Origin of the sequence: Streptomyces sp. NPDC096323, from assembly GCF_040302845.1 — a bacterium.
Lineage (GTDB): Bacteria > Actinomycetota > Actinomycetes > Streptomycetales > Streptomycetaceae > Streptomyces.
The window spans coordinates 134818-160441 of sequence record NZ_JBEOSI010000009.1 but is presented as its reverse complement, the minus strand read 5'-3'; the positions used below and the strand labels follow the sequence as shown (position 1 = coordinate 160441).

Genomic DNA, 25624 nt, shown 5'->3' with positions numbered 1-25624 from the left:
GGGCCCTCCTGCCGCCAAAGGGCGACGCAACGCATCCGCGGGCTCACTCCCAGCGGAAGAACCTCGCCGCCGCGCCCAGCCCCAGCACCGTCCACACCGCGAGGATCCCCAGGTCGCCCCACGGCATCGCGGCGCCGTGCTGCAGCACGTCCCTGAGGCCGTCGGAGAGGGCGGCGATCGGCAGCAGCCCCAGCACCGACTGCGCCGCGTCCGGGAACTTGTCCAGCGGCACGATGACCCCGCCGCCGACCAGCAGCAGCAGGAAGACCAGGTTGGCGGCGGCCAGCGTCGCCTCCGCCTTCAGCGCCCCGGCCATCAGCAGGCCGAGCCCGGAGAACGCGGCGGTGCCCAGCACCAGGAGCAGCAGCACGGCGAACGGGTTGCCGTGCGGCGACCAGCCCAGCGCGAAGGCGATCACCGTCAGCAGCACGACCTGGAGCACCTCGGTGACCAGGACCGCGAGCGTCTTCGCGGTCATCAGAGCCCACCGGGGGAGCGGGGACGCGGCGAGCCGCTTGAGCACGCCGTAGCGCCGCTCGAACCCGGTGGCGATGGCCTGGCCGGTGAACGCCGTGGACATCACGGCGAGGGCGAGGATGCCGGGCGTCAGGAAGTCGACCGGCTCGCCCGAGCCGGTGTCCACGATGTCGACCGCGCTGAACAGTACGAGCAGCAGTGTCGGGATGATCACCGTCAGCAGCAGCTGCTCGCCGTTGCGCAGCAGCATCCGGGTCTCCAGCGCGGCCTGCGCGGCGATCATGCGGCCCAGGGGGGCGGCGCCCGGCCGGGGGGCGTACGTACCGGCGCTCATGCGCGCAGCTCCTTGCCGGTCAGTTCGAGGAAGACGTCCTCCAGGGTGTGGCGCTCGACGGAGATACCGGAGGGCATCACGCCGTGCTGGGCGCACCACGAGGTGACGGTGGCCAGCAGCTGCGGGTCGACGTCGCCGGTGATGCGGTACGCGCCGGTGGCGAGCTCGGCCGCCTGCGTGCCGTCGGGCAGCGCCTTCAGCAGGGAGCCGAGGTCGAGCCCGGGACGGCCGGTGAAGCGCAGGGTGTTCTCGGCGCCGCCGCGGCACAGTGCCTCGGGGCTGCCCTGGGCGAGGAGCCGGCCGGCGTCGATGATGGCGACGTCGTCGGCGAGCTCCTCGGCCTCGTCCATGAAGTGGGTGGTGAGCACGACCGACACGCCGTCGGTGCGCAGTTCGCGCACGAGGTTCCAGGTGGAGCGGCGGGCCTGCGGGTCGAGGCCCGCGGTCGGCTCGTCCAGGAAGACGAGCTCCGGGCGGCCGACGACGGCCATCGCCAGCGCGAGCCGCTGCTGCTGGCCGCCGGAGAGCCGGCGGTAGGTGGTGCGGCCGCAGCCGCCGAGGCCCAGCCGTTCGATGAGAGCGTCCACGTCCAGCGGGTGGGCGTGCAGTTTCGCCATGTGGCGGAGCATCTCGTCGGCGCGCGCGCCGGAGTAGACGCCGCCCGACTGGAGCATCACGCCGATGCGAGGGCGCAGCCGTGCCGCGTCGGCGACGGGGTCGAGGCCGAGGACCCGGACCGTTCCGGCGTCGGGGCGGCGGTAGCCCTCACAGGTTTCGATGGTGGTGGTCTTGCCCGCACCGTTGGGGCCGAGGACCGCGGTGACCGCGCCGGCCCGGACGTCCAGGTCGAGGCCGTCCACCGCGGCTTTGCTGCCGTACCGCTTCACCAGGCCGCGGACCTGGACGGCCGGGCCGGAGAGGGGTGGGGCGGGCTCGCTCTTCATGGGCGGTAAGTCTAGGCAGCCACCTGCGGCGGCCCGGTCCGGGGGCTTGATTAGGTAACCCTAAGTGATGAACTGCACCCTTGATCGTTCCGGACCGTGGTTGTCAGGGCCGAGGGAATTACGCAACAATGGCGTTGTGAAATACGAGGGCGAGGCTCCGCAGGAGGAACTCGCGACCGGCGAGCGCTCGACGCGCAACCGGGTCGCGCGCTCCATCCTGGACCACGGCCCGTCCACCGTCGCCGACCTGGCGAAGCGCCTGGGGCTCACCCAGGCGGCCGTCCGCCGCCACCTCGACGCCCTCGTCTCGGACGACGTCGTCGAGGCCCGCGAGCAGCGGGTGTACGGGGCGCGGACCCGTGGCCGCCCGGCCAAGGTGTTCGCCCTGACCGACTGCGGCCGGGACGCCTTCGACCAGTCGTACGACAAGCTCGCCGCGGACGCCCTGCGCTGGATCGCCGAGACCTCGGGCGACGAAGCGGTCATGGCGTTCGCCCGGGCCAGGGTCGCCGACCAGTCGGCGGCCTACCGCGCGGCCGTCGAGGCCGCCGAGCCCGAAGCCCGTACGGAGGCGCTGGCCAAGGCCTTGTCCGCCGACGGGTACGCTGCAACGGCGCGCAGCGCGCCGGGCCCGCAACAGGGTGAGCAGCTGTGTCAGCACCACTGCCCGGTCGCCCACGTCGCCGAGCAGTACCCGCAGCTGTGCGAGGCGGAGACGGAGATCTTCTCCAGCCTCCTGGGGACCCATGTGCAGCGTCTGGCCACCATCGCCCACGGCGACGGGGTGTGTACGACGTACATTCCGCGCAGCGGCCACCCCACCCCACAGACCACCGATTCAGCATCTGCAAGAACGGCCGGGAGGAACCCCGCATGACGCTCCCTACGGAGACTGCCCACCCTGAGCTCGATGGCCTGGGCACGTACGAATTCGGCTGGGCCGACTCCGACGCGGCAGGCGCAGCGGCCAAGCGCGGCCTCTCCGAGGCTGTCGTCCGCGACATCTCGGAGAAGAAGAACGAACCCGAGTGGATGCTGAAGCTGCGGCTCAAGGGCCTCAAGCTCTTCGGCAAGAAGCCCATGCCGAACTGGGGCTCGGACCTGTCGGGCATCGACTTCGACAACATCAAGTACTTCGTGCGCTCCACGGAGAAGCAGGCGGAGTCCTGGGAGGACCTGCCCGAGGACATCAAGAACACGTACGACAAGCTCGGCATCCCCGAGGCGGAGAAGCAGCGCCTCGTCGCCGGTGTCGCCGCGCAGTACGAGTCCGAGGTCGTCTACCACCAGATCAACGAGGAGCTGGAGGCGCAGGGTGTCATCTTCATGGACACCGACACCGCGCTGAAGGAGCACCCGGAGCTCTTCAAGGAGTACTTCGGCACCGTCATCCCCGTCGGTGACAACAAGTTCGCCTCGCTGAACTCGGCCGTGTGGTCCGGCGGCTCCTTCATCTACGTGCCGAAGGGCGTGCACGTGGAGATCCCGCTCCAGGCCTACTTCCGTATCAACACGGAGAACATGGGCCAGTTCGAGCGGACGCTGATCATCGTCGACGAGGACGCCTACGTCCACTACGTCGAGGGCTGCACGGCGCCGATCTACTCCTCGGACTCCCTGCACTCCGCGGTCGTCGAGATCATCGTGAAGAAGGGCGGCCGCTGCCGCTACACGACGATCCAGAACTGGTCGAACAACGTCTACAACCTGGTGACCAAGCGCGCCGTCGCCTACGAGGGCGCGACGATGGAGTGGGTCGACGGCAACATCGGCTCCAAGGTCACCATGAAGTACCCGGCCGTCTACCTGATGGGCGAGCACGCCAAGGGCGAGACCCTGTCCATCGCCTTCGCCGGCGAGGGCCAGCACCAGGACGCCGGGGCCAAGATGGTCCACATGGCTCCGAACACCTCCTCGAACATCGTCTCCAAGTCGGTGGCGCGAGGCGGCGGCCGCACCTCCTACCGCGGTCTCATCGAGATCGGCGAGGGTGCGCCCGGCTCGAAGTCCAACGTGCTCTGTGACGCGCTGCTGGTCGACACGATCTCGCGCTCCGACACGTACCCGTACGTCGACGTCCGCGAGGACGACGTGTCGATGGGTCACGAGGCGACCGTCTCCAAGGTCTCCGAGGACCAGCTCTTCTACCTGATGAGCCGCGGCATGACCGAGTTCGAGGCGATGGCGATGATCGTGCGCGGCTTCGTCGAGCCGATCGCGAAGGAACTCCCGATGGAGTACGCCCTCGAGCTCAACCGGCTGATCGAGCTCCAGATGGAGGGTTCGGTCGGCTAGTACGCCGGCGCCCGAACCTTCCTGACATCTGTCCGACTGAGAAAGCGAGCACTACGACAGCCATGGCTGAGGCTCAGAACTCCCCCACTCTCGGCTCCGCTCGAGCGGGGGGACCCCCACCGGCCGGTTCGACGACCGCCGGCTCCATCGCGGTGGCCGCCGAGTCGACCGTCGCCACGCGCATGAGCGCGCCCCCGTCCTTCGACGTCGCGGACTTCCCGGTCCCGCACGGCCGTGAGGAGGAGTGGCGGTTCACGCCGCTGGAGCGGCTGCGCGGGCTGCACGACGGCACGGCCGTCGCCACCGGAAGCGGCGTCAAGGTCGCCATCGAGGCCCCCGCGGGCGTCACGGTCGAGACCGTCGGCCGCGACGACGCGCGCCTCGGCAAGGCCGGCAAGCCGGTGGACCGGGTCGCCGCGCAGGCGTACTCGTCCTTCGAGCAGGCCTCCGTCGTCACCGTCGAGAAGGAAGCCGTGCTCACCGAGCCGATCCGGATCGCCGTGCACGGCGAGGGCGGCGTGGCCTACGGCCACCAGGTCGTCGAGCTGGGCGCCTTCGCCGAGGCCGTCGTCGTCATCGACCACACCGGTGACGCGGTGCTCGCCGCCAACGTCGACTACGTCCTGGGCGACGGTGCGAAGCTGACCGTCGTCTCCGTCCAGGACTGGGACGAGCAGGCCGTTCACGTCGGCCAGCACAACGCGCTGGTCGGCCGCGACGCCTCGTTCAAGTCGATCGTCGTCACCTTCGGCGGCGACGTGGTCCGGCTCCACCCGCGGATCGCGTACGCGGGCACCGGCGGTGAGGCCGAACTCTTCGGCCTGTACTTCACCGACAAGGGCCAGCACCAGGAGCACCGCCTCCTGGTCGACCACAACACCCCGCACTGCAAGTCCAACGTGGCCTACAAGGGCGCGCTGCAGGGCGACGGCGCCCACGCCGTATGGATCGGCGACGTCCTCATCCAGGCCGCCGCCGAGGGCACCGACACCTACGAGATGAACCGCAACCTCGTCCTCACGGACGGTGCGCGGGTCGACTCGGTGCCGAACCTGGAGATCGAGACCGGCGAGATCGTCGGCGCAGGCCACGCCTCCGCGACCGGTCGCTTCGACGACGAGCAGCTGTTCTACCTCCAGTCCCGCGGCATCCCGGCCGAGGAGGCCCGCCGCCTCGTCGTGCGCGGCTTCTTCGCCGAGCTGGTCCAGCAGATCGGTCTGCCGGACGTCGAAGCCCGCCTCCTCGACAAGATCGAGACCGAGCTGAAGGCGTCGGTCTGATGACCTTCGTCAAGGCGTGCGCGCTGAGCGAGCTGGAGGACGACACCCCGAAGCGGGTGGAGCTCGACGGCACGCCGGTCTCCGTCGTCCGCACCGAGGGCGAGGTGTTCGCGATCAACGACATCTGCTCGCACGCGAACGTGTCGCTGTCCGAGGGCGAGGTCGAGGACTGCATGATCGAGTGCTGGCTGCACGGATCGAGCTTCGACCTGCGCACCGGCAAGCCGTCCGGCCTCCCCGCGACGCGCCCCGTCCCCGTATACCCCGTCAAGATCCAAGGGGACGATGTGCTCGTCTCCGTCACCCAGGAGACCTGAGTCACCCATGGCAACGCTTGAAATCCGCGACCTGCACGTCACCGTCGAGGCCGACAACGCCACGAAGGAGATCCTCAAGGGCGTCGACCTGACCGTGAAGCAGGGCGAGACCCACGCCATCATGGGCCCCAACGGGTCCGGCAAGTCCACCCTGGCCTACTCGCTGGCCGGTCACCCCAAGTACACGGTCACCAGCGGCACGGTGACCCTGGACGGCGAGAACGTCCTCGACATGACCGTCGACGAGCGCGCCCGCGCCGGCCTGTTCCTCGCCATGCAGTACCCGGTCGAGATCCCCGGTGTCTCGGTCTCCAACTTCCTGCGTACCTCCGCCACCGCCGTCCGCGGCGAGGCGCCCAAGCTGCGTACCTGGGTGAAGGAGGTCAAGGAGTCGATGGCTCAGCTGCACATGGACCCGGCCTTCGCCGAGCGCAACGTCAACGAGGGCTTCTCCGGCGGCGAGAAGAAGCGCCACGAGATCCTCCAGCTGGAGCTCCTCAAGCCGAAGATGGCGATCCTCGACGAGACCGACTCCGGTCTGGACGTCGACGCGCTCAAGACCGTCTCCGAGGGTGTCAACCGGGTCCGCGAGTCCGGTGAGGTCGGCACCCTGCTGATCACGCACTACACCCGTATCCTCCGCTACATCAAGCCCGACTTCGTGCACGTGTTCGCCAACGGCCGCATCGCCGAGTCCGGCGGCGCCGAGCTCGCGGACAAGCTGGAGGAAGAGGGCTACGAGGCCTACACGAAGGGTGGCGCTTCCGCGTGACTGACGCCCGACAGGGGCTCACCGGCCTCCTCGACACCGAGGCGATCCGCAAGGACTTCCCGATCCTGGACCGCACGGTCCATGACGGCAAGAAGATCGTGTACCTGGACAGCGCTGCGACCTCGCAGAAGCCGCGCCAGGTGCTCGATGCCCTCAACGAGTACTACGAGCGGCACAACGCCAATGTGCACCGCGGCGTGTACACGATCGCGGAGGAGGCCACGGCGCTGTACGAGGGCGCCCGTGACAAGGTCGCCGCGTTCATCAACGCGCCCAGCCGCAACGAGGTGATCTTCACCAAGAACGCCTCGGAGTCGCTCAACCTCGTCGCCAACATGCTCGGCTGGGCCGATGAGCCGTACCGCGTCGATCACGAGACCGAGATCGTCACCACGGAGATGGAGCACCACTCCAACATCGTGCCGTGGCAGCTGCTCTCGCAGCGCACGGGCGCGAAGCTGAAGTGGTTCGGCATCACCGACGACGGCCGGCTCGACCTGTCGAACATCGACGAGATCATCACCGAGAAGACGAAGATCGTCTCCTTCACGCTGGTCTCGAACATCATGGGCACCATCAACCCGGTCGAGAAGATCATCCGGCGCGCCCAGGAAGTCGGCGCGCTCGTCTGCATCGACGCCTCGCAGGCAGCCCCGCACATGGTGCTCGACGTGCAGGCGCTGCAGGCCGACTTCGTGGCCTTCACCGGTCACAAGATGGTCGGACCGACCGGCATCGGCGTGCTCTGGGGACGGCAGGAGCTCCTCGAGGACCTGCCGCCGTTCCTCGGCGGCGGCGAGATGATCGAGACCGTGTCGATGCACTCGTCGACCTACGCGCCGGCGCCGCACAAGTTCGAGGCCGGTACGCCCCCGATCGCCCAGGCCGTGGGCCTCGGCGCGGCCGTGGACTACCTCTCGGCAATCGGCATGGAGAACATCCACCGCCACGAGCAGGCCATCACCGAGTACGCGGTGAAGCGCCTGCTGGAGGTCCCGGACCTCAGGATCATCGGTCCGGCCACCGCGGAGGACCGCGGCGCCACGATCTCCTTCACGCTCGGCGACATCCACCCGCACGATGTGGGCCAGGTGCTCGACGAGCAAGGCATCGCGGTCCGGGTCGGACACCACTGCGCACGGCCGGTCTGCCTGCGGTACGGAATTCCTGCGACGACGCGAGCGTCGTTCTATCTGTACTCCACGCCCGCCGAGGTCGACGCCCTGGTGGACGGTCTGGAACACGTCCGGAACTTTTTCGGTTAGACAGCGGCTGAGGGTTGACTGGTGAAGCTTGATTCCATGTACCAGGAAGTGATCCTGGACCACTACAAGCACCCCCACGGGCGCGGCCTGCGGGACGGCGACGCCGAGGTGCACCACGTCAATCCGACGTGCGGTGACGAGATCACGTTGCGGGTGCGGTACGACGGCGAGACGATCGCCGATGTGAGCTACGAAGGCCAGGGCTGCTCCATCAGCCAGGCCAGCGCCTCCGTGCTGAACGAGCTGCTGGTCGGCAAGGAGCTGGGCGAGGCCCAGAAGATCCAGGCCGCGTTCCTGGAGCTGATGCAGTCCAAGGGACAGCTGGAGCCGGACGACGCGATGGAGGAGGTGCTGGAGGACGCGGTCGCGTTCGCCGGCGTCTCCAAGTACCCGGCCCGGGTCAAGTGCGCGCTGCTGAGCTGGATGGCGTGGAAGGACGCGACGGCGAAAGCGCTGTCCGAAGGGAAGACGGCATGAGCGAGAACGAGACTCTGACCACCAAGCCGGCCTCCGAGGAGGAGGTCCGCGAGGCGCTGTACGACGTCGTCGACCCCGAGCTGGGTATCGACGTCGTCAATCTGGGCCTGATCTACGGCATCCACATCGACGACGCCAACATCGCGACCCTCGACATGACCCTGACGTCCGCGGCCTGCCCGCTGACCGATGTCATCGAGGACCAGGCGAAGTCGGCCACCGACGGCATCGTCAGCGAGCTCCGGATCAACTGGGTCTGGATGCCGCCGTGGGGTCCGGACAAGATCACGGACGACGGCCGCGAGCAGCTGCGCGCGCTCGGCTTCAACGTCTGAGCACGTCCGTACACGTGTGAACGGCCTCCGGCATCCGCCGGGGGCCGTTCCGCGTTGTCCGTCAGGACCGTCGCCGCGTTTCCGACCCGAGCGACTCCCCGGGCGCGGAGTCAGGCCGTGTACTGGGGCGGCACCGCGGCGGCCTCGGCGAGGACCGGGCCCAGGTTCTCGGTGCGGATGCGGCGGTCGACGTACAGCAGCCCGGCGACCAGCGGCGGGAAGGTGGCCACGACCATCTGCGAGATCAGCTGGCCGACCAGCAGCGACAGCACATAGCCGCTCACGGCGACGACGACCGAGGCAGGATTCGGGTCGTCGCCCAGATTCATCGAGCCGAGCATGCCGGAGAACATGCCGAGCAGCGTGAACGGCAGCTGGATCACATAACTGGCGGCCCCCGCCAGGGCGCCGGCCAGCAGGGTCATCCCGAAGACGCGCCACCAGTCCCCGCGTACCAGCCGGGACGAGCGGCGCATCGCCGCTATCGGACCCTGGTTCTCGAAGACGACGGCCGAGGGGGCCAGACTGAACTTCACCCAGAGCCAGGTCGCCAGGGGAGCCGTCGCCAGGGCGCCCAGGACACCGATAACGATCATGAGGGGCTGGGCGCCACCGCTGTCCGTGCTCACCGCGGCGATCACGATGGCGAGGAAGGCGACCCAAACGAGCAGGATCGGGACCATCACGATCAGCCCGGTCAGCAGGACCGTGCCGACGACCGCGGGCATCCGGTTCCAGGCCCGCTTCCAGATGACGGAGAACGTGACCGGGCGGCCCAGCACGGCCTCCTGGAGGACCGCGGGTGCAGCCGTGTACATCAAGGCCGTGGACAGCACGGCGGCGATCATGCCCACCACCGCCACCGCCCCGAAGGCGACGACCAGCGGTACCCAGTCCTCGGTGCGGGGGTTCTCATCGGTGCCGAGCGCCAGGATGCTGTCCAGATGGTCCGCGACGGCCGAGTACGCGATCGCGGCGGCGGCCAGCACCACGGCCAGCGCCCCGCCGTACGCGGCGGCGCCGACGCCGAGCAACTGCTTGCCGTAGCGGCCCACCGTGGCGAACGCGCCGCCCATCAGATCCCCCAGCCGCAGCGGACCCAGGGGTATCACCCCGGGCTTCGGAGGCATCCAGCCACCACCCCAGCCGCCCCAGCCGGGCTGCCCCGGAGGCCCCCCGTACGGCGCACCCCCGTACGCACCGCCACTCCACCCTGCGTCCTGCGCCACTGCTGCTCCGTCGGTCCGTCACTCATGAACTGGCATGTACTGGACGGACACCGTAGCGCCCCCGTCACCCGTTCGGCCCATGACCTCCCCTTCGGCGACACACGCCCTCCGATGCGTACACTCGTACACATGGGATACGGACTGCTGGCAGCGGCCATCGCGGCAGAGGTCGCCGGAACGACCGCCATGAAGTACAGCGAGGGCTTCACCCGTCTGTGGCCCTCGCTGATCACCGTCGCCGGCTATCTGCTGGCCTTCTCGCTGCTCGCCCAGACCCTCAAGACGATGTCGATGGGGACGGCCTACGCGATCTGGGCCGGAATCGGAACCGCCGCCGTCGCCGTCATCGGCATGCTGTTCATGGGGGAGTCCGGCAGCCCGCTCAAGGCGGCGGGCATCGTCCTGGTCATCGCCGGTGTGGTGGTGCTCAATCTGGGCGGAGCGCACTGATGGCGCGCAGATACGACCCCGAGCGGCGCGAGCGGATCATCGACGCGGCGATCCGCGTGGTCGGAGCCCACGGGATCGCTGGGCTCAGCCACCGCTCCGTCGCCGCCGAGGCCGATGTGCCGCTCGGCTCGACGACGTACCACTTCGCCTCCTTGGACGAACTGCTGGTCGCCGCGCTGCGGCGGTCGAACGAGAACTTCGCCGCGCTCATGCGGCAGAGCCGGGCCCTCGCCGACCCGGCCGCCGATCTCGCAGACGAACTCGCCCGGCTGCTCGGGGAGTTCTTCGACGCGGGCCGCGGCCGGGCGGAGCTGGAGTACGAGCTGTACCTCGCCGCCCTGCGCCGGCCCGCGCTGCGGCCCGTCGCCGCCGAGTGGACCGACGACACGGCCGCGCTCCTGGCGCCGCGCACCGGATCGGCGACGGCGCGCGCCCTGGTCGCGCTGATGGACGGCATCTGCCTCCAGGTGCTGCTGACGGGCGGGGTCTACGACGAGGCGTACGCGCGCGAGATGCTGGGGCGGATCAGCGAGTGACTCCGTTCCTGAGGCCGTCCCCGTGAACCCGGAAGGCCGCTTCGGGCAACAGGAGGTGACACACCTCTCGTACGGAGTTGCTGAAGATGACGGAGACACCGTGACCGGACCACCGAGAGACGATGACGCGGCTGTGGTCAGCCAGTCGCTGGAACGGCCGGAGAGCTTCGCGCTGCTCTACGACCGGTACGCCGCCGGCATCCACCGCTACGCGGCCCGCCGGCTCGGCGAGGGTGTGGCCGACGACATCACCGCCGACACCTTCCTCGCCGCCTTCCGCGCCCGCGCCCGCTTCGACCTCCGCCGGGAGAGCGCGCGGCCCTGGCTGTACGGCATCGCGGCCAACCTCATCGGAAAGCACCGCCGCACCGAGGTCAGGGCCCTGCGCGCGCTGGCCCGCACCGGCACCGACCCCGTGGCCGAGTCCTGGACCGAACGCGCCGACCACCGGGTCAGCGCCCAGGCCGCCCACAGCGAACTCGCGGGCGCGCTCGCCGCACTGTCCTCCGGCGACCGGCATGTCCTGCTGCTGATCGCCTGGGCCGACCTCACCTACCAGGAGGTGGCCGACGCGCTGTCCCTGCCCGTCGGCACGGTCCGCTCCCGGCTCAACCGGGCCCGCCGCAAGGTGCGCCAGGCCCTGGGGGCCGATCCCACAGTCGTTACCGAAAGCCTGGAGGTGGCTCATGGACTCGGATGAGATGACGCTGGTACGGGAACTGCGAGCCGAGGCGCCCGCTCCGGACCGGGCGGCTCTGGCGGCGGGACGGCAGCGGCTGACCGAGGTGGCGGGGCGGCGGCGCCGCTTGCGCACCGACTGGCGGCTGGCCGCGGTGGCGACCGCGGCGGTGATCACGGTGGGGGCTGTGGCCGGCACCCAGTTCACGAGCGGCGGAAAGGGCGCACAGCAGGGCGCCGGACCCACCACCCTGTTCGAACTGGGCAGCGCCGCCCCGGTGCTGAGGAGTGCGGCCGATGAAGTCGCGGACGACCCGGTGCCCGTGCCGACGACGGGGCAGTGGGTCTACACCAAGCAGCTGGTGTCGGACGCGAACGCCGGCCCACGGCAGTCCGGCACGCAGGAGGCGGAGCGCGAACTGACGGCCCTGGCGCGGGAGGGCAAGTCGGGGGAGAAGGCGAACGGCCTCCGGGTGATCGAACACTGGTACCGCTACGCGGACCCGGCGTTCGAGAACGGGAGGTCGGGCGACGACCACTCGCCCCGCGAGCGGTTCACGCTCCTGGCAGCGCTGCCCACCGACCCGGCCGGGGTGAGGGAGCAGGCCCGCGCCTTCTACCCCGGCGAGAACGAGACCACCGCCCAGCACGACTTCCGGGCCCTGTCCGTCCTGGCGGCGTCCTACCCCGCCGACCCGAAAGGGCTCGCCTCGGTCTACCGGGCCATGGCCACGATCCCCGGGCTCGAAGCCGTCCAGACCGTGGACGTGCTGAACCGGCCGGTCATCGGCATCCATCTGCCGGGGGAGCGCGGCCTGTTGCTCCTGAACGCGCGGACCTCGCTGTACGCCGGCGGGGGGTCGACGGACGCGAGCGCCGACTCGGTCGTGACCGCCCGGGTGAAGGCCGTCGTCGTCGACCGGAAGGGGCAGCGCTCCTGACGTCGCGCCCGGGGGCGGGCGGCGAGTTCACAGGGCCGTCCGGGGCGGGGCCCAGTCGGGTGATCTGCCGAGCGTGGTGAGGATCCGGTCGAGCGTCGGGGCGGCCCCGGGCGCCGGGGGCAGCGCAGGCCGGAACGGCGCCGCCGGGGCGGTTCTGCGGTCGTCGTCCGGCACACGCAGCGCAATGACGAGCGCGGCTTCGGCGGCTCCCTCGTCCAGGTCGAGGCCGGCTCCGAGGGCGCGGGCCAGGTCCCAGCCGTGGACCACGCAGTCGAGGAAGTGGAACCCGATCGCTTGGGCGGCGGGGAAGCCGAGCGTGGAGCTGATCTCCGGAAGGACGAACTCCCGGGTGGTCACGCTCGGCGGGGCGAAGGCGTCGATGACCGCCTCGGCCGCGGCACGGTAGGTCTTCAGCGGTTCGTCGCCGAGCGCGCGCGGCCGCCACGCGGAGATGTCGCCCCCGTTCCCCGCCGCTGCTGCCGCGAAGCCGTGGTGCTGCCCGGCCATATGGGCCACGAGTTGGCGCAGGGTCCAGTCGGCGCAGGGAGTGGGCCGATCCCAGTCCTGGGGATCGGCCCGTTCCAGAATGCGTACGGTCTCCAGCACGGCGTCCCGGTCCAGCTTCCGGATGTCCATACGGAACCTCTCGGTGAGTATCGGGCCACGTACGCCCTGGGGGATTCAGCGCGATCGTGCGTGCACTTTTCGTCGGCAGGGAGCGTCCTTTGAGGGGGCGACGCAATGGGTCAGGGAGAGTCGGGGAGCTCGGTCGGGTCGGTGGCGACGCCCCGCAGGCGGTTCAGAATGGCCTTGGCCGCCTTGTCGTAACTGGTGAACTCGTCGTGCAGGACGGATTCGGCGTTGGCCATCTCCATGAGCGCCGTCAGTTCGAACACCAACTGGGGGACGTCGGCCTCCGTGTCGATCCCGCCCGCCACCTGCCCCTCGCGCACGGACTGTTCGAGGAACGCGATCCAGTTGGTGCGCGCCGCCGCGAGGATGTCGTGCACCTTGCCGCTGCGGGCGTCGTACTCGGCGGAGACCGAGTAGAAGAAGCAGCCGCCCGGAAAGACCCGCGTCCGGGAGTAGTCCAGCCAGCTCCCGCACACCTGCCACAGGTGCTTCACGCCCGGCGGCAGATCGCGGGCGGGCTGGACGACACGCTCCTGGTAGATGCTGACGGCGGCCCGGACCGTGGCGAGCTGGAGGTCCTCCTTGGAGCCGAACAAGGCGAACACGCCGCTCTTGCTCAGTTGCAGCTCGGTCGCCAGCTGTCCGAGCGAGAGCCCTTCCAGGCCGTTGACCGAGGCGATGTCCACCGCGCGCGCGAGGACCAGCCGGCGTGTCTCGTTCCCGCGCGCGATCCGCCCGTCGGTGTGTGTCACTGCCATGGCCGCCCGTCTTTCCTGCGTCGGCCCCTCGCGGTGCCGGTGGCGGTCCAGTCTACCGAGTATGCAGACGACTGTGCGCTCAGTCTTCCCGGCGCTGACGGCCTCCGGGTGCGGGTGTCATCGCGCCGTGACGGCCTCCGTGCCCGCTTCCGCGATCCGGCCGTGCCCGACGAAGTCCAGGACGGCGGCCACGACCTCCGGGTCGCCCAGGATGCGACGGTGCCCGAGGCCGCTCGTGACGACGAGCCGTGCACGGTCGCCGAACGCGTCGGCGAGCCTGTGTCCCTGCTCCACCCGGATCCGCAGGTCGTCGGCGTCATGGACGACCAGGAGGGGGATGCCGAGGGAGGCGGCGGTCCCGTTCGCGGCGGAGAACGGCCGCTGGTCCGCAGGCAGGTCGGAGAAGAGGTTCTTCACGACGAGGGCCCGCAGCCGCGCCTTCAGCCGCGGCCGCAGGGGAACGGTGGAACAGAACTCGTCGATGAGGTACTCGTAGTCGCAGACCCCGCTGATGGTGGCGATCCGCTTCGTCCGCACCCCGTGCCGCAGGGCGAAGAACGAGCCCAGAGCGCCGAGAGAGTGTGCCACCACGGCGTCGAACTCACCGTACCGCTCCTGGAGTCCGGTGAGGATGTGGCGGTAGTCCTGGATCGTCGTGCTGCGGCCCGCGGAATCACCGTGTGCGGGTGCGTCGAAGGTGATGACGCTGTGGCCGCTCGCGAGGAGTCCGGGTATGAAGTCCGCGAGCCGTGAGCCGCGGGACTGCCAGCCGTGCACCAGGATCACGGGCCGTTCGCCGTTGCCCCAGCGGTAGACCACCGTGGACCGGCCGCCGGCCTCCATCCGCTGGACTTCGGCTGTGGCGAAGAGCTCCTGTTCGGCGGGGCGTATACCGCTCCGGGCGAGCGGCATGTGAAAGAGGCGGTAGGCGCCGTGCCCCGCGAGCCGGTTGGAGACCCGGGAGGTGAGGTTGAGTGCGATGCCGGCAAGCGCTGCGATGGGGGCCATGCTCAGTGCTCCTCGTTGGTGTCATGAGGACAGTAAATTAGCACGCACGACCGTGCTTATAAATCCCTGGAAGACCGGGAGCTTCGACCCGGACGCCACCCGGGATGCGGCCAGGCCGATGCTCTCCGGCCGCTCGCCTGGCCCGCCTGACGCAGGGAGTGCGGGCCCGGGGGCCACGGCGTTGCCGGGTCCCCCAGCCGTTCGGGGGTGCCGGGGCCGCCGCTCGCCCGGACGCTGAGACCGGTTGGCCCGGGCCGCCCCCGGCCGGTTAGGTTCGGGGCATGACCGACACGACTTCCCCCCGTACCACCGGCGCCGTCGCCGCCGGCCTCGCCACCATCGCCGGCGACGGTTCCGTTCTCGACACCTGGTTCCCCGCTCCCGAGCTCACCGACGAGCCCGGACCGGCCGGAACCGAGCGGCTCACCCCCGACGCCGCCGTCAACCTGCTCGGCGAGGGCGCCGCCAAGGCCATCGGTCTGGACGCCCGCCGCGGGGTCGAGGTCGTCGCCGTCCGCACGGTCATCTCCTCGCTCGACGACAAGCCGCTCGACGCGCACGACGTGTACCTGCGCCTGCACCTGCTCTCGCACTGTCTCGTCCAGCCGCACGGGCAGAACCTCGACGGCATGTTCGGTCTGCTCACCAACGTGGCCTGGACCTCGCTCGGCCCGGTCTCCGTCGACGACCTGGAGAGGGTCCGGCTCAACGCCCGCGCCGAGGGCCTGCACCTCCAGGTCACCTCCGTCGACAAGTTCCCGCGCATGACGGACTACGTCGCGCCGAAGGGTGTCCGCATCGCCGACGCCGACCGGGTGCGGCTCGGCGCGCACCTCTCCGCCGGCACCACCGTCATGCACGAGGGCTTCGTCAACTTCAACGCGGGCACCCTCGGCACCTCCATGGTCGAGGGCCGGATCTCGGCCGGCGTCGTCGTCGGCAACGGCTCCGACATCGGCGGCGGCGCCTCCACCATGGGCATGCTCTCCGGTGGTGGCAAGGAACGCATCGTGATCGGCGAGCGCTGCCTGGTCGGCGCGGAGGCCGGTGTCGGGATCGCGCTCGGCGACGAGTGCGTCGTCGAGGCCGGTCTGTACGTCACCGCCGGTACGCGGGTCACCCTGCCGGACGGTCAGATCGTCAAGGCGCGCGAGCTGTCCGGCGCCTCGAACATCCTGTTCCGCCGCAACTCGGTGACGGGCGCCGTCGAGGCCCGCCCGAACAACGCGGTCTGGGACGGCCTCAACGACGTCCTGCACAGCAACGACTAACAGGCGGCGAGCAGTCGCTCGTACGCCCTGCGCAGCCCGTCGGACGCCTCGCGCCCGGCGGGCTGCAGCGGTTCGCGGACCGGGCCCGCGTCCAGAAGGGACTTCGCCGTCACCGTGCCCGGCAGGCCTGACGCCATCATCAGCTCGGTCAGCGGGGTCAGCAGGCCGTTCAGCCGGGCCGCCCCGGTCGTGTCCCCGGCGTCGAAGGCGTCCAGCACGGCACGCAGCGGACCGGGCGTCACATTGGCGACGGTGCTGACGTATCCGGCGCCGCCCACCGCGTACAGCGGCAGGTTCAGTTCCTCGCAGCCCGAGTAATACGCGAGCGCGGTGGCGGCGATCACCTTCGTCGCCCCCAGCAGGTCGTACGAGCAGTCCTTCACCGCCACGATGCGCGGGTGCTCCGCCAGCCGCAGCATCGTGGCCGGCTCGATGCGGGTGCCGGTGCGGCCGGGGATGTCGTAGAGCATGAGCGGGAGGCCGGCCGACTCGGCGACGCGCAGGAAGTGCGCCTCCACGGCCGCCTGCGGGGGCCGGCTGTAGTACGGGGTGACGACCAGCAGCCCGTCGGCGCCCGCCTGCTCCGCCTGCCCGGCCAGTTCCACGGTCTGCCGGGTGTCTGCGGTGCCGATGCCCGCGACCAGCGGTACGTCCGTGCCGACCGCCTCCCGTACCGCGCGCACCAGGGCGGCCTTCTCGGCGTCGGAGGTGGTCGGGGACTCGCCGGTGGTGCCGCTGAGCACCAGTCCGTCACAGCCCCCGGCGACCAGCGCCGCCGCGTGCGCGGCGGCGGCGTCCGGGTCGAGGGCGCCTGCGGCGGTGAAGGGCGTGACCATGGCGCAGAGAGTGCGGCCGAAGGGGCGGGGGCGGGAGGATGCGGGCGGCGTCATGTCCGAAGTGTCCGCCGTCAGACCGTGAAGGTCCACTTAGTTCTTCTCGGGGTGAAGGTGAAGCAGCGCTCAACTGCGGCGGAGGTCAGAGGGCGAGCTTGAAGCCTTCATGGCTCGCGGCGAAGCCCAGAGAGGCGTAGAAGCGGTGGGCGTCGGCCCGGTGCCGGTTGCTGGTCAGCTGGACCAGTGCACATCCCCGCTGCCGCGCCCGCTCGACCGTGCGCTCCATCAGCTGCCGCCCGAGCCCGCCGCCCCGCCGGTCCGGCCTGATCCGGACGGCCTCGATCAGTGCCCGCTCGGCGCCGTGCTTGCCCAGCCCGGGGATGTACGTCGCCTGCAGGCATCCCACCACCGTGTCGCCGTCCACCAGCACCAGGATCTCGTTGCGCGAGTCGCCCGCGACAGCGGCGAACGCCTTCTCGTAGGCGTCGTCGATGACCACCGAGGCGGGGTCGACGACCTTCTCCTCGTCGGCGAGGAGAGCGAGCACGGCGGGCAGGTCCTGGCGGGTGGCGGTACGCAGCATCACATCGGGGATGATGTCACCCGGCCCCGGCGTGGCGTCGCGCAGCACCGCGAAGTGAACGGCGACCCCGGGCCGTACGGCCCCCTCAGCGTCGGGCCATGTACAGGCCGAACGCCTTGTGCAGCAGCTTGCTGACCGGATAGTCCCACTCGCCGATGTACTCCGCGGCCCGCCCCCCGGTGCCCGCCTTGAAGCGCAGCAGGCCCAGCAGGTGGTTGCCCTCGTCGAGGGTGTCGGTGATGCCCCGCAGGTCGTACACGGCGGCGCCCCGCTCGTGCGCGTCGCTCATCATCCGCCACTGGATCGCGTTGCTGGGCTGTACCTCGCGCCGGCGGCTCGTCGAGGCGCCGTACGAGTACCAGACGTGGGTCCCCACGGTCAGCATCGTCGCCGCCGACAGCACCTCCCCGTCGTGGTGGGCGAGATAGAGCCGCATCCGGTCCGGGTCCTCGGATCGCAGCGCGGTCCACATGCGCTGGAAGTACGTGAGCGGGCGGGGGACGAAGCGGTCGCGCTCGGCGGTCTCGCGGTACAGCTCGTAGAAGACCGGAAGGTCGTCGAGGCCGCCCTCGACGACCTTCACGCCTGCCTTCTCCGCTTTCTTGATGTTGCGCCGCCACTGCTGGTTCAGGCCGTCCCGGATCTCCTCCAGCGACCGCCCGGCGAACGGCACCTGGAACACGTACCGGGGCTGACCGGCGCTGAAGCCGTCCCCGTCCGCGCCCTGCTGCCAGCCCAGCCGGCGCAGCTGCTCCACGACCTCGGCGGCCCGGCGCTCGGTCACATCCGCCTCGACGTCGCGCAGCCGGCGTGCGGCCGGGTCCGCGATGGCGTCCTTGACCGTCGACGCCTCCCAGCGGCGGGCGATCACGGGCGGCCCCATCCGTACCGTGAACGCACCCCGCGCCTTGGCGTGGGCCACCAGCGGATCGAGCCAGGGACGCAGGTCGCCCTCGTCCCACGGAAGGACCGGGCCCTCCGGGAGATAGGCCAGATACCGCTTCAGTCCGGGGACCGGGCGGTACAGCACCAGACCGGCGCCGACGATCACCCCCTCCTCGTCCAGCCAGCCGATGCTCTCCGCGCGCCAGTCGGGCTTCACCTCGCCCCAGGACGGGACCTGCATATGACTCGCCGAGCCCCGGCCGGCGACGAACGCCAGGTGCTGTTCGCGCGTGATCTCCTCGACCCGCAGCGTCATGCGGTACTCCGTTCGTTGTCCGATCCGTCAGCCCAGGGCGGCGCGCGCGGGCCGCTGTTGACCTCAAGCGCGCTTGACGTATCAGGGTGGCTGTCACGGGCGCACCGCAAGGGTGCGCCGGTGGGAGGAGCAGTCATGACAGTGGAGTTCGTGTCCCGGCCCGATGTCACCCGAGCGGATGCGGGGATCGTCAAGGCCAGCACCTGGGACGTCGGCACGCCGGAGCGCGGGCGGCGGGCCGTCGGGGCCATCCGTGCCGCGTGGGAGGCGAGGCCGTGGCCGCACCCGGGCCTGCTCTCGTACAGCGTGTACGCCGGGGAGGACGGCAGGACGCTCTTCCACTACTCGCAGTGGACCGCCGAGGAGAGCTACCGGGACTTCGTCCGGGAGGGCCGCGACGAGCGGAACGCCGAGATCGACGCGGCCGTGCCGGGCATCGAACGGCTCGGCCTGCACACCTACGAGCTCTACCGCTCCTCGTCGCCCGGTGGCGGCGAGCCCGGCTGTGTCGTTGTCGTCGACGTCGAGTTCGACGGGGCGGACAGGGCTCGCCAACGCGACTGGGTGGACGGTGTGTTCGAGGCCCTCGGCACGGACCCCGCCCCCGCGCCCGGCGGCCTCGCAGGCCACTTCCACGTGAGCACCGACGGGAGGCGGGTGCTCAACTACGCGGAGTGGGTGAGCGCCGAGGCCCACATCGACGCCCTGGCCGCGCCCGGGGACGGCATCGGGTCGCGCACGCCCCAGTGGGAACGGGTGCAGTCCTACCCGGGTGTCACCGGTGGCGGCGTGCACCGCTACACCCCCGCGCTCAGCCTGCGGCCGGGCGAAGGCGGATAGCGGGGCGGCCGGGAACGAAACCTTCCGCGTAGGTACCTCCGCCTGTACGGGAAGTGGTTGTTACGCGACCTCCCGGCGGCGGGCCGCCTTCTGTTCCGAGCACCGGGCGGCAGGGGACGAAATGCGTCTAGGCTTGGGCCGCCTGACCCCGTACACGCCCGGAGCCGTGGCGCCGGCGACGTGTACGCCCGCACGTTTTCGAGGAGACCCCGTGATGTCCGCAGAGCGCCCCACCCTGCCGCCGGTACGGCTGCACACCGAGGCGGAGCTGGCCCGGGACGCGCTCGCCGCGCCGCTGCTCGCCCGTGCCGTCCGGCTCGCCCGCTGGGCAGGACCCGAGACACGCGTCGGCGCCGGCGGCGAACTCGTCGAGGCACAGCTGCCCGCGGCGGCTGAGCACCTGGGCCTCGCGGCGGACGAGGACGGCGCCGCGGAGGCCAGCGAGGCCTGGCGGCTCGCGGTCGACACCGGCCTGGTCGAGGTCGAGGACCCGGAGACCGAGCCGGACGCCGATGACGAGGGCTTTCTCGACGACCGGGAGGGAACCGTCACCGTCGGGGAGAATCTGGCGCTGCTGACCGGCGGTTCGCCGCAGGACGTCCTGTCGGTCTGGCTCGACGGCCTGGAGGCCGCCCACGCCGACGCCACCGCCCCGGTCTTCGACGACTTCGCCGACCTCGTCGGCGAGGACGGGTCGATCGACTTCGATGCTCTGGACTGGGACCCGGAGACCGAGGCGGAATTCCTCGACGGGGTGCTCGGCAACCTCTATCTGCTCACGGCCGGCGAGGGCGCGGCGGACGAGTCCGTACCGCTGCCCGCGCTGGCCGCCTCGATGATCGTCCCCGACGACATGGGCGAGCCCACCGACGACATCCTGGAACAGGTGTCGGACGCGATGATGCGCCTCGACGACCAGTTCCGCATCCTCGAACCCATCGGCATCGTCGAATACCGGCCGGTGGACGAGGCGTTGCTGGCCGAGGAGGGCGAGGAGTCCGTGCCGCCCGCCGATGACGACGACGTCACCCGGTACGGCATGGTGAAGCTGACCCCGCTCGGCGTCTACGGGATCCGCGCCCGGATGCTGGACGCCGGTGTGGACGCCCCGGCCATCGGCGATCTGGCGGACAAGGGGGCCGACGTGCTGCTCGGCGGCATCGCGTACTACCCCGAGGAGGCCGCCCGCAGCGAGATCGAGCTGTGGCTCGCGCGGCACGGCGCCGACGGGGCGGCCGGCGAACTGCTGGACGCCGCACGGGGCGAGGACCCGCAGGCCCCCCTGCGCCGGCTGCACTGCCAGCAGGCACTCGCCCTGGTCGGCGCGGACGCCGAACCCGCGGTGCGCGCGGTGCTGGACGACCCGCAGCTCGGCGGACTCGCCCGGGTCTGGCTCGCCGAGCGGGGCGCCGCCGACGTACCGGCCCCCTCCGAGGCGATGATCTTCTGGCTCGCCATCGACACGATCGCGGCCCAGCTGGAGGCGGACGGCGATCTCGACGAGCTCCAGGGCCTGGTCGAGGGGCTGTCCAGCCAGCACAGCGGCTTCTTCGACCAGGCCTGGCGGGTCGACCACCCCGCGACGGCGGACGTCCTGGAGGCGATGGGGCGGCTGCACAGCGACAAGAAGCAGGCGAAGGACGCCCGCAAGGCCGCGTTCAAGGCCCGCTCCCGGAGCGGCTCGGGCAGCTGAGAAGCGGTACGGGGCGGGGGCGGCCGGCGGACCCGGCCGCCCCCGCCGCCGAGGATGTTCACGGAAGGCATTCCCTCAAAGTCGTCCTCAGTTCAACTGATGTTGGCGCAGGGGCGGGACGGTGATCCCGCAATCAACCCGCCCCAGCAGCACCAGGAGTACGTGATGGCCTTCACGCGCAGGGAATTCACCACACAGTCCGCCCTCACCGGTGCCGGCATCGCCCTCACCGGAACCGTCGCCGCGCTGGCCACCGCACCCGGCGCCCTCGCCGCCGGGGACTCGAAGCACGGCCACGACGACCACGGTCATGACCACGACGGACACGGACACGGGCACAGCCACGAGCCCGGTTACGGGCCGCTGCTGCCCGACCCGAAGGGCATACTCGCGCTGCCCGCCGGATTCTCGTACAAGGTCATCACGCACAGTGGTGTCACCAAGCTGGAGACCGGTGAGTACACCCCCTCCAACCACGACGGCACGGCCGCCTTCGAGGGTGCGCGCGGCGTGACCCTGCTGGTGAACAACCACGAACTGAGCGGCACCCGGGCGGGCTGGGCGCACCCCGTTCCGCTCACCGACGGCCTCGTCTACGACCCGGTCGCGGCCGGCGGCTGCACCGTCGTGGAGACCCGCCGCGACGGCCGCACCGCCGAATGGGTCGGCATCGCCGGCACCTCCACCAACTGCGCCGGCGGCTCCACCGCCTGGGGCACCTGGCTGACCTGCGAGGAGACCGAGGACAAGGCCGGGAAGAACGGTCTGCTCAAGGACCACGGCTACGTCTTCGAGGTCGACCCGTACGACAAGCGCGCCAACCGCGACCCGCGCCCCATCAAGGCGTTCGGCCGCTACGCCCACGAGGCCGTCGTCATCGACCCCAAGCGGGGTCACGCCTACCTCACCGAGGACGCCTCCGGACCCAACGGACTGCTCTACCGCTGGGTGCCGCCGCAGGGCTTCAAGCACGGCCGCGGCAAGCTCCGCACGCTCGCCGACGACGCCGGTGTCCTCCAGGCCACCAAGTGCTTCGACAAGAGCGGAAAGTTCGTCGACGACCTCTCGCGCGCCACGAAGACCGGCACCGTGTACGGCGTGGACTGGGTCGACGTGCCCGACCGCGACGCGAAGACCGTCTCGGTGCGCAAGCAGTTCGGCGACCAGGAGGTGACCCGCGCCCGCAAGCTCGAAGGCATGTGGTGGGGCGACGGCGGCGCCTACATCGTCTCCTCGTTCGCCCGTGGCGAGAGCCCCGTCGCGCACGACGGCCAGGTCTGGTTCTACGACCCCAAGCGCCGCACGCTGACGCTGAAGGTGCTCCTCGGCGTCAACGCGGACCCCTCCAAGGACGGCGCCTTCGACGGCCCGGACAACATCACGGTCTCGCCCTACGGCGGCCTGGTCATCTCCGAGGACGGCGAGGGCGTCCAGCACCTGTTCGGGGCGACCGAGAGCGGCCGTACCTACCCCATCGCGCGCAACGAGCTGAACGCCGGCACGGCGGCCGAGCCGGAGTACAGCGAGTTCACCGGCGTGACCTTCTCGCCCGACGGCAAGACGCTCTTCGCCAACATCCAGACGCCCGGCATCATGCTGGCCATCACCGGCCCGTGGAAGCGTCAGCCGCGTCGCGAGCAGTAACTCCAACCAGGTGAACCGGCCCGCCCGCGGCGGCACCGCCGCACCGGGCCGGTCCCTCACGGGGCCTTCCACCACGCGCCGCGGGGAAGCGATAACCGCCACATCCGGGCAGGTCCGGCGGGGGCCGCCGCACGGGCGGTGCCCTTGCCGGAAGCGGGGAGGAACGGTCCACGGTCCCGGAACCGCTGATTACGAATCCGGCATCAGTGCGGCCCCAGGAGCGGTCGGGCATGGCGTCGGGCCTTTCCAGGGCGCATACTCGAGGTAATGAAACAGTCAGCCGGATCCCGGCGTCACCTGCCTTCCAGTCCCTTCAACCGCCCGGCCCAGGCGGCCCCACCGGTCGAAATGTTCGATGTGGGCGACAGGGTGTCGCATGACCAGTTCGGACTCGGCCGAGTCCTTGCTGTCGAGGGCGACAACGACGCAGTGCTCATCGACTTCTCGGGGCGACAGGGGAGGATCCTGAGCCCGTACTCCAAGCTGACCAAGCTCTGAGAGAAGCGACGAGCACGCGCCGAGTACGCCATATTTCTCTCGCCGACCGCCTTCAGGGGCGCCCGCAGTCAGCCGGGTGCCCCTGAAGCCGTTTGCGTCCCGCTAGAGGGACTGGGCGGCCTAGAGGGACTGGGCGGCGGGCTTGACCATGCCGCGGACGGTGCGCGACTTCACGAAGTCGCCCATCGCGGTCATCTCCCACTCGCCGGAGAACTGCTTGATCAGCTTGGCCATCATCACGCCGGTCTGCGGCTCCGCGCCCGTCAGATCGAAGCGGACCAGCTCCTCGCCGGTGGCCGCGTCGATCAGCCGGCAGTAGGCCTTCGCCACCTCGGTGAACTTCTGGCCGGTGAACGAGTTGACCGTGAACACCAGTCCGGTCGCCTCCGGGGGGATCCGGCCCAGGTCCACGACGATCACCTCGTCGTCGCCGGCGCCCTCACCGGTGAGGTTGTCCCCCGAGTGCTTGATGGCCCCGTTCAGGATGGAGAGCTTGCCGAAGTAGCAGCTTTCCAGGTGGTTGCGGTTGGGGCCGTAGGCGATCACCGAGGCGTCGAGATCGATGTCCTTGCCACGGAACGCGGGCTCCCAGCCGAGGCCCATCTTGACCTGGGAGAGCAGCGGGCGGCCGCCCTTGACCAGCGACACCGTCTGGTTCTTCTGCAGGCTGACCCGGCCCTTGTCCAGGTTGATCTTCCCTGAAGCGACGGGCGCCGGAGGTGCCGGGGGTGCGGCGGGCGGGGCCGGCGGTGCGGCGATCCGCGGGTCCACCGGCGCGGTGGGCGCTGCCGCTACCGGGGGCGCGACGGGGGCCGGGGCGGGGGCGGGCTCCTCCTCGACCGAGACGCCGAAGTCGGTGGCGATGCCCGCCAGGCCGTTGGTATAGCCCTGGCCGACCGCCCGGGCCTTCCAGGCGCCGGCCCGGCGGTAGATCTCGATGACCACGAGCGCGGTCTCGGCGCCCAGCCGGGGCGGGGTGAACGTGGCGAGCGCACTGCCGTCGTCCGCGTTGCGCACCGTGGCGGTGGGCTCGATGCCCTGGAAGGTCTGACCCGCCCCGTCCGGGCTCGCCGTGACGACGATCTTCTCGATGCCGGGCGGCACGGCCGCGGTGTCCACCACGATCGCGTCGGGCGCGGTGCCGCCGCCGGAGCGGTAGGTCACACCCGGGCCCGCGGGCTGGTTGTAGAAGATGAAGTCCTCGTCGGATCGCACCTTGCCGTCGGCGGTGAGCAGCAGGCCCGATACGTCGAGCCGCACGGGGGCGGCGACGTCCACCGCCACGCGGAGGGCGGAGAGGGGGATGTTCGAGCCGGGTGTCATAGCGGTCATGCACGGGGTAACGAATGACCCGGCTTTGCCGTTCCCTTACCTTCGGCCGGCTTCGCCCGTACGGCGGCAGTATCCGCTCAGTACGGCCAGATCGGCGGGTTGGTGCAGAAGTGGCCGCCGAGGTGGGCGTGGTCCGGGTTGTCCGGGTCGAGCTCGCCGTGCTCGGCGATGAGCTTCGCCGCGTACTCCTCCGAGTCGTCCTGCGGCTCGTAGCCGAGGGAACGGGCCGTCGTCAGGTCCCACCACAGGCGGGTGTTGTCCGAGGAGCCGTGGATGACGGTGTGGCCCACGTTCTCCGCGGTGAGCGCGGCGTCGAAGAGCCGGGCGCCGTCGGCGGGACTCATCCAGACGGACAGCATCCGTACGGACGTCGGCTCGGGGAAGCACGAACCGATCCGCACCGAAACGGTCTCCAGGCCGTGCCGGTCCCAGTACAGCTGCGCGAGGTCCTCGCCGAAGGACTTGGAGAGGCCGTAGAACGTGTCCGGGCGGCGCGGGGTGTCGACCGGGATGAGCGGGTCCCCGTCGCGCGGCCGGGGGGTGAAGCCGATCGCGTGGTTCGACGACGCGAAGACGATCCGCCGCACGCCCTCCGCGAGGGCCGCCTCGTACAGGTTGTAGGTGCCCTCGATGTTCGCCCGGAGGATCTTGTCGAACGAGGCTTCCAGAGAGATGCCCGCAAGGTGGATGATCGCGTCGACACCCCGCACGGCCTCGCGCAGCGCCTCCTTGTCGGCCAGGTCCGCCGTGATCGCGTCCGGCTCGCCCTCGATGGGGACCATGTCGAGCAGGCGGAGGTCGTAGCCGTGGGCGGGCAGCAGCCCGCGCATCAGGGTGCCGAGACCGCCGGCTGCGCCGGTGAGCAGGACGGCGGGGCGGGGCGCGGTCATTCGCGGATCTCCTCGTTTGGACTGCATTCACATCCGTGGACAAGTTACGGAGCGGTGGGGTTTTGCGTCAAGGGTTGCCCCGGTCCGGGGCGGCGGGGTTCCGTCCTCAA

General features: G+C 70.6%; 28 protein-coding genes. 17 read left to right on the top strand and 11 right to left on the bottom strand.

Annotated elements, in window-relative coordinates:
* Nucleotides 1–43 precede the first annotated feature (43 nt).
* Both ABTX18_RS25085 and ABTX18_RS25080 read right to left on the bottom strand, forming a co-directional pair.
* Entirely contained in the window at nt 44–811 is a 768-nt protein-coding gene (locus tag ABTX18_RS25085) for an ABC transporter permease (RefSeq protein ID WP_352124992.1), read from the bottom strand.
* Entirely contained in the window at nt 808–1755 is a 948-nt protein-coding gene (locus ABTX18_RS25080) for an ABC transporter ATP-binding protein (RefSeq protein ID WP_352124991.1), read from the bottom strand. Before ABTX18_RS25080 ends, ABTX18_RS25085 begins: the two co-directional genes overlap by 4 nt.
* Nucleotides 1756–1891: 136 nt before the next feature.
* On the opposite strand from ABTX18_RS25080, the gene ABTX18_RS25075 reads away from it, so the two are divergent.
* From ABTX18_RS25075 to ABTX18_RS25040, 8 genes are all read left to right on the top strand, one after another.
* Nucleotides 1892–2632: a helix-turn-helix transcriptional regulator gene (locus ABTX18_RS25075; RefSeq protein WP_352124990.1), complete on the top strand. Its 741-nt coding sequence runs from the start codon at nt 1892–1894 to the stop codon at nt 2630–2632.
* Nucleotides 2629–4050, top strand: a complete 1422-nt coding sequence (gene sufB, locus ABTX18_RS25070) for a Fe-S cluster assembly protein SufB (RefSeq protein ID WP_136328638.1) — start codon at nt 2629–2631, stop codon at nt 4048–4050. Before ABTX18_RS25075 ends, sufB begins: the two co-directional genes overlap by 4 nt.
* 62 nt (nt 4051–4112) lie before the next feature.
* A complete protein-coding gene (sufD, locus tag ABTX18_RS25065; protein WP_503061205.1) occupies nt 4113–5330 on the top strand; it encodes a Fe-S cluster assembly protein SufD in 1218 nt (405 codons plus the stop codon).
* A complete protein-coding gene (locus ABTX18_RS25060) occupies nt 5330–5647 on the top strand; it encodes a bifunctional 3-phenylpropionate/cinnamic acid dioxygenase ferredoxin subunit (protein ID WP_352124989.1) in 318 nt (105 codons plus the stop codon). Before sufD ends, ABTX18_RS25060 begins: the two co-directional genes overlap by 1 nt.
* 7 nt (nt 5648–5654) lie before the next feature.
* Nucleotides 5655–6419, top strand: coding sequence for a Fe-S cluster assembly ATPase SufC (gene sufC / locus ABTX18_RS25055; RefSeq protein ID WP_352124988.1), 765 nt, complete (start codon nt 5655–5657; stop codon nt 6417–6419).
* On the top strand, nt 6416–7684 hold the full coding sequence (locus ABTX18_RS25050) for a cysteine desulfurase (RefSeq protein WP_352124987.1): 1269 nt from the start codon (nt 6416–6418) through the stop codon (nt 7682–7684). Before sufC ends, ABTX18_RS25050 begins: the two co-directional genes overlap by 4 nt.
* A 21-nt stretch (nt 7685–7705) precedes the next feature.
* The gene (sufU, locus tag ABTX18_RS25045) at nt 7706–8161 is read left to right on the top strand and encodes a Fe-S cluster assembly sulfur transfer protein SufU (RefSeq protein ID WP_024492621.1); all 456 of its coding nucleotides are present in this window, start codon (nt 7706–7708) and stop codon (nt 8159–8161) included.
* Complete coding sequence (locus ABTX18_RS25040; RefSeq protein ID WP_145802444.1) at nt 8158–8496, top strand: metal-sulfur cluster assembly factor; 339 nt, start codon at nt 8158–8160, stop codon at nt 8494–8496. Before sufU ends, ABTX18_RS25040 begins: the two co-directional genes overlap by 4 nt.
* 110 nt (nt 8497–8606) lie before the next feature.
* Here ABTX18_RS25040 and ABTX18_RS25035 read toward each other — a convergent pair whose 3' ends face one another.
* Nucleotides 8607–9626, bottom strand: coding sequence for a DUF7847 domain-containing protein (locus ABTX18_RS25035; protein WP_352124986.1), 1020 nt, complete (start codon nt 9624–9626; stop codon nt 8607–8609).
* Nucleotides 9627–9854: 228 nt separating this feature from the next.
* Here ABTX18_RS25035 and ABTX18_RS25030 point away from each other — a divergent pair, with 228 nt between their 5' ends.
* The 4 genes from ABTX18_RS25030 (at nt 9855) to ABTX18_RS25015 (ending at nt 12330) form a co-directional block, all read left to right on the top strand.
* Nucleotides 9855–10175, top strand: a complete 321-nt coding sequence (locus tag ABTX18_RS25030) for a DMT family transporter (RefSeq protein ID WP_352124985.1) — start codon at nt 9855–9857, stop codon at nt 10173–10175.
* On the top strand, nt 10175–10711 hold the full coding sequence (locus ABTX18_RS25025; protein WP_352124984.1) for a TetR/AcrR family transcriptional regulator: 537 nt from the start codon (nt 10175–10177) through the stop codon (nt 10709–10711). Before ABTX18_RS25030 ends, ABTX18_RS25025 begins: the two co-directional genes overlap by 1 nt.
* 100 nt (nt 10712–10811) lie before the next feature.
* Complete coding sequence (locus tag ABTX18_RS25020) at nt 10812–11411, top strand: RNA polymerase sigma factor (protein WP_352124983.1); 600 nt, start codon at nt 10812–10814, stop codon at nt 11409–11411.
* Nucleotides 11398–12330: a CU044_5270 family protein gene (locus tag ABTX18_RS25015; RefSeq protein ID WP_352124982.1), complete on the top strand. Its 933-nt coding sequence runs from the start codon at nt 11398–11400 to the stop codon at nt 12328–12330. Before ABTX18_RS25020 ends, ABTX18_RS25015 begins: the two co-directional genes overlap by 14 nt.
* 27 nt (nt 12331–12357) lie before the next feature.
* Here ABTX18_RS25015 and ABTX18_RS25010 read toward each other — a convergent pair whose 3' ends face one another.
* The 3 genes from ABTX18_RS25010 to ABTX18_RS25000 all read right to left on the bottom strand — a co-directional run bounded on the left by ABTX18_RS25010 (nt 12358) and on the right by ABTX18_RS25000 (nt 14729).
* Nucleotides 12358–12966, bottom strand: coding sequence for a TIGR03086 family metal-binding protein (locus ABTX18_RS25010; protein ID WP_352124981.1), 609 nt, complete (start codon nt 12964–12966; stop codon nt 12358–12360).
* A gap of 110 nt (nt 12967–13076) precedes the next feature.
* Complete coding sequence (locus ABTX18_RS25005; RefSeq protein ID WP_352124980.1) at nt 13077–13721, bottom strand: TetR/AcrR family transcriptional regulator; 645 nt, start codon at nt 13719–13721, stop codon at nt 13077–13079.
* A gap of 117 nt (nt 13722–13838) precedes the next feature.
* Entirely contained in the window at nt 13839–14729 is an 891-nt protein-coding gene (locus ABTX18_RS25000) for an alpha/beta fold hydrolase (RefSeq protein WP_352124979.1), read from the bottom strand.
* A gap of 281 nt (nt 14730–15010) precedes the next feature.
* Here ABTX18_RS25000 and dapD point away from each other — a divergent pair, with 281 nt between their 5' ends.
* Entirely contained in the window at nt 15011–16000 is a 990-nt protein-coding gene (dapD, locus tag ABTX18_RS24995) for a 2,3,4,5-tetrahydropyridine-2,6-dicarboxylate N-succinyltransferase (RefSeq protein ID WP_352124978.1), read from the top strand.
* Here dapD and dapA read toward each other — a convergent pair.
* The 3 genes from dapA to ABTX18_RS24980 all read right to left on the bottom strand — a co-directional run bounded on the left by dapA (nt 15997) and on the right by ABTX18_RS24980 (nt 18617).
* On the bottom strand, nt 15997–16890 hold the full coding sequence (dapA, locus tag ABTX18_RS24990; protein ID WP_352124977.1) for a 4-hydroxy-tetrahydrodipicolinate synthase: 894 nt from the start codon (nt 16888–16890) through the stop codon (nt 15997–15999). The two genes, dapD and dapA, sit on opposite strands and share 4 nt — an antisense overlap.
* Nucleotides 16891–16975: 85 nt before the next feature.
* Entirely contained in the window at nt 16976–17416 is a 441-nt protein-coding gene (locus ABTX18_RS24985; protein ID WP_352125197.1) for a GNAT family N-acetyltransferase, read from the bottom strand.
* Between the two features lie 85 nt (nt 17417–17501).
* Entirely contained in the window at nt 17502–18617 is a 1116-nt protein-coding gene (locus ABTX18_RS24980; RefSeq protein ID WP_352124976.1) for a lipid II:glycine glycyltransferase FemX, read from the bottom strand.
* 135 nt (nt 18618–18752) lie between these two features.
* Between ABTX18_RS24980 and ABTX18_RS24975 the strand changes: the two genes are divergently transcribed.
* The 4 genes from ABTX18_RS24975 (at nt 18753) to ABTX18_RS24960 (ending at nt 23292) form a co-directional block, all read left to right on the top strand.
* Nucleotides 18753–19457 (top strand): antibiotic biosynthesis monooxygenase, encoded by a 705-nt coding sequence (locus ABTX18_RS24975; protein ID WP_352124975.1) that lies wholly within the window; start codon nt 18753–18755, stop codon nt 19455–19457.
* A 214-nt stretch (nt 19458–19671) separates the two neighbouring features.
* On the top strand, nt 19672–21150 hold the full coding sequence (locus ABTX18_RS24970) for a hypothetical protein (protein ID WP_352124974.1): 1479 nt from the start codon (nt 19672–19674) through the stop codon (nt 21148–21150).
* A gap of 165 nt (nt 21151–21315) precedes the next feature.
* Entirely contained in the window at nt 21316–22794 is a 1479-nt protein-coding gene (locus ABTX18_RS24965) for an alkaline phosphatase PhoX (RefSeq protein WP_352124973.1), read from the top strand.
* Between the two features lie 267 nt (nt 22795–23061).
* Nucleotides 23062–23292 (top strand): hypothetical protein, encoded by a 231-nt coding sequence (locus ABTX18_RS24960; protein WP_136328623.1) that lies wholly within the window; start codon nt 23062–23064, stop codon nt 23290–23292.
* Nucleotides 23293–23412: 120 nt separating this feature from the next.
* On the opposite strand, the gene ABTX18_RS24955 is transcribed toward ABTX18_RS24960, so the two are convergent.
* Together ABTX18_RS24955 and ABTX18_RS24950 are read right to left on the bottom strand one after the other, a co-directional pair.
* Nucleotides 23413–24624, bottom strand: a complete 1212-nt coding sequence (locus ABTX18_RS24955; protein WP_352124972.1) for a TerD family protein — start codon at nt 24622–24624, stop codon at nt 23413–23415.
* Nucleotides 24625–24701: 77 nt separating this feature from the next.
* A complete protein-coding gene (locus ABTX18_RS24950) occupies nt 24702–25514 on the bottom strand; it encodes an NAD-dependent epimerase/dehydratase family protein (protein WP_352124971.1) in 813 nt (270 codons plus the stop codon).
* Nucleotides 25515–25624: the final 110 nt, after the last annotated feature.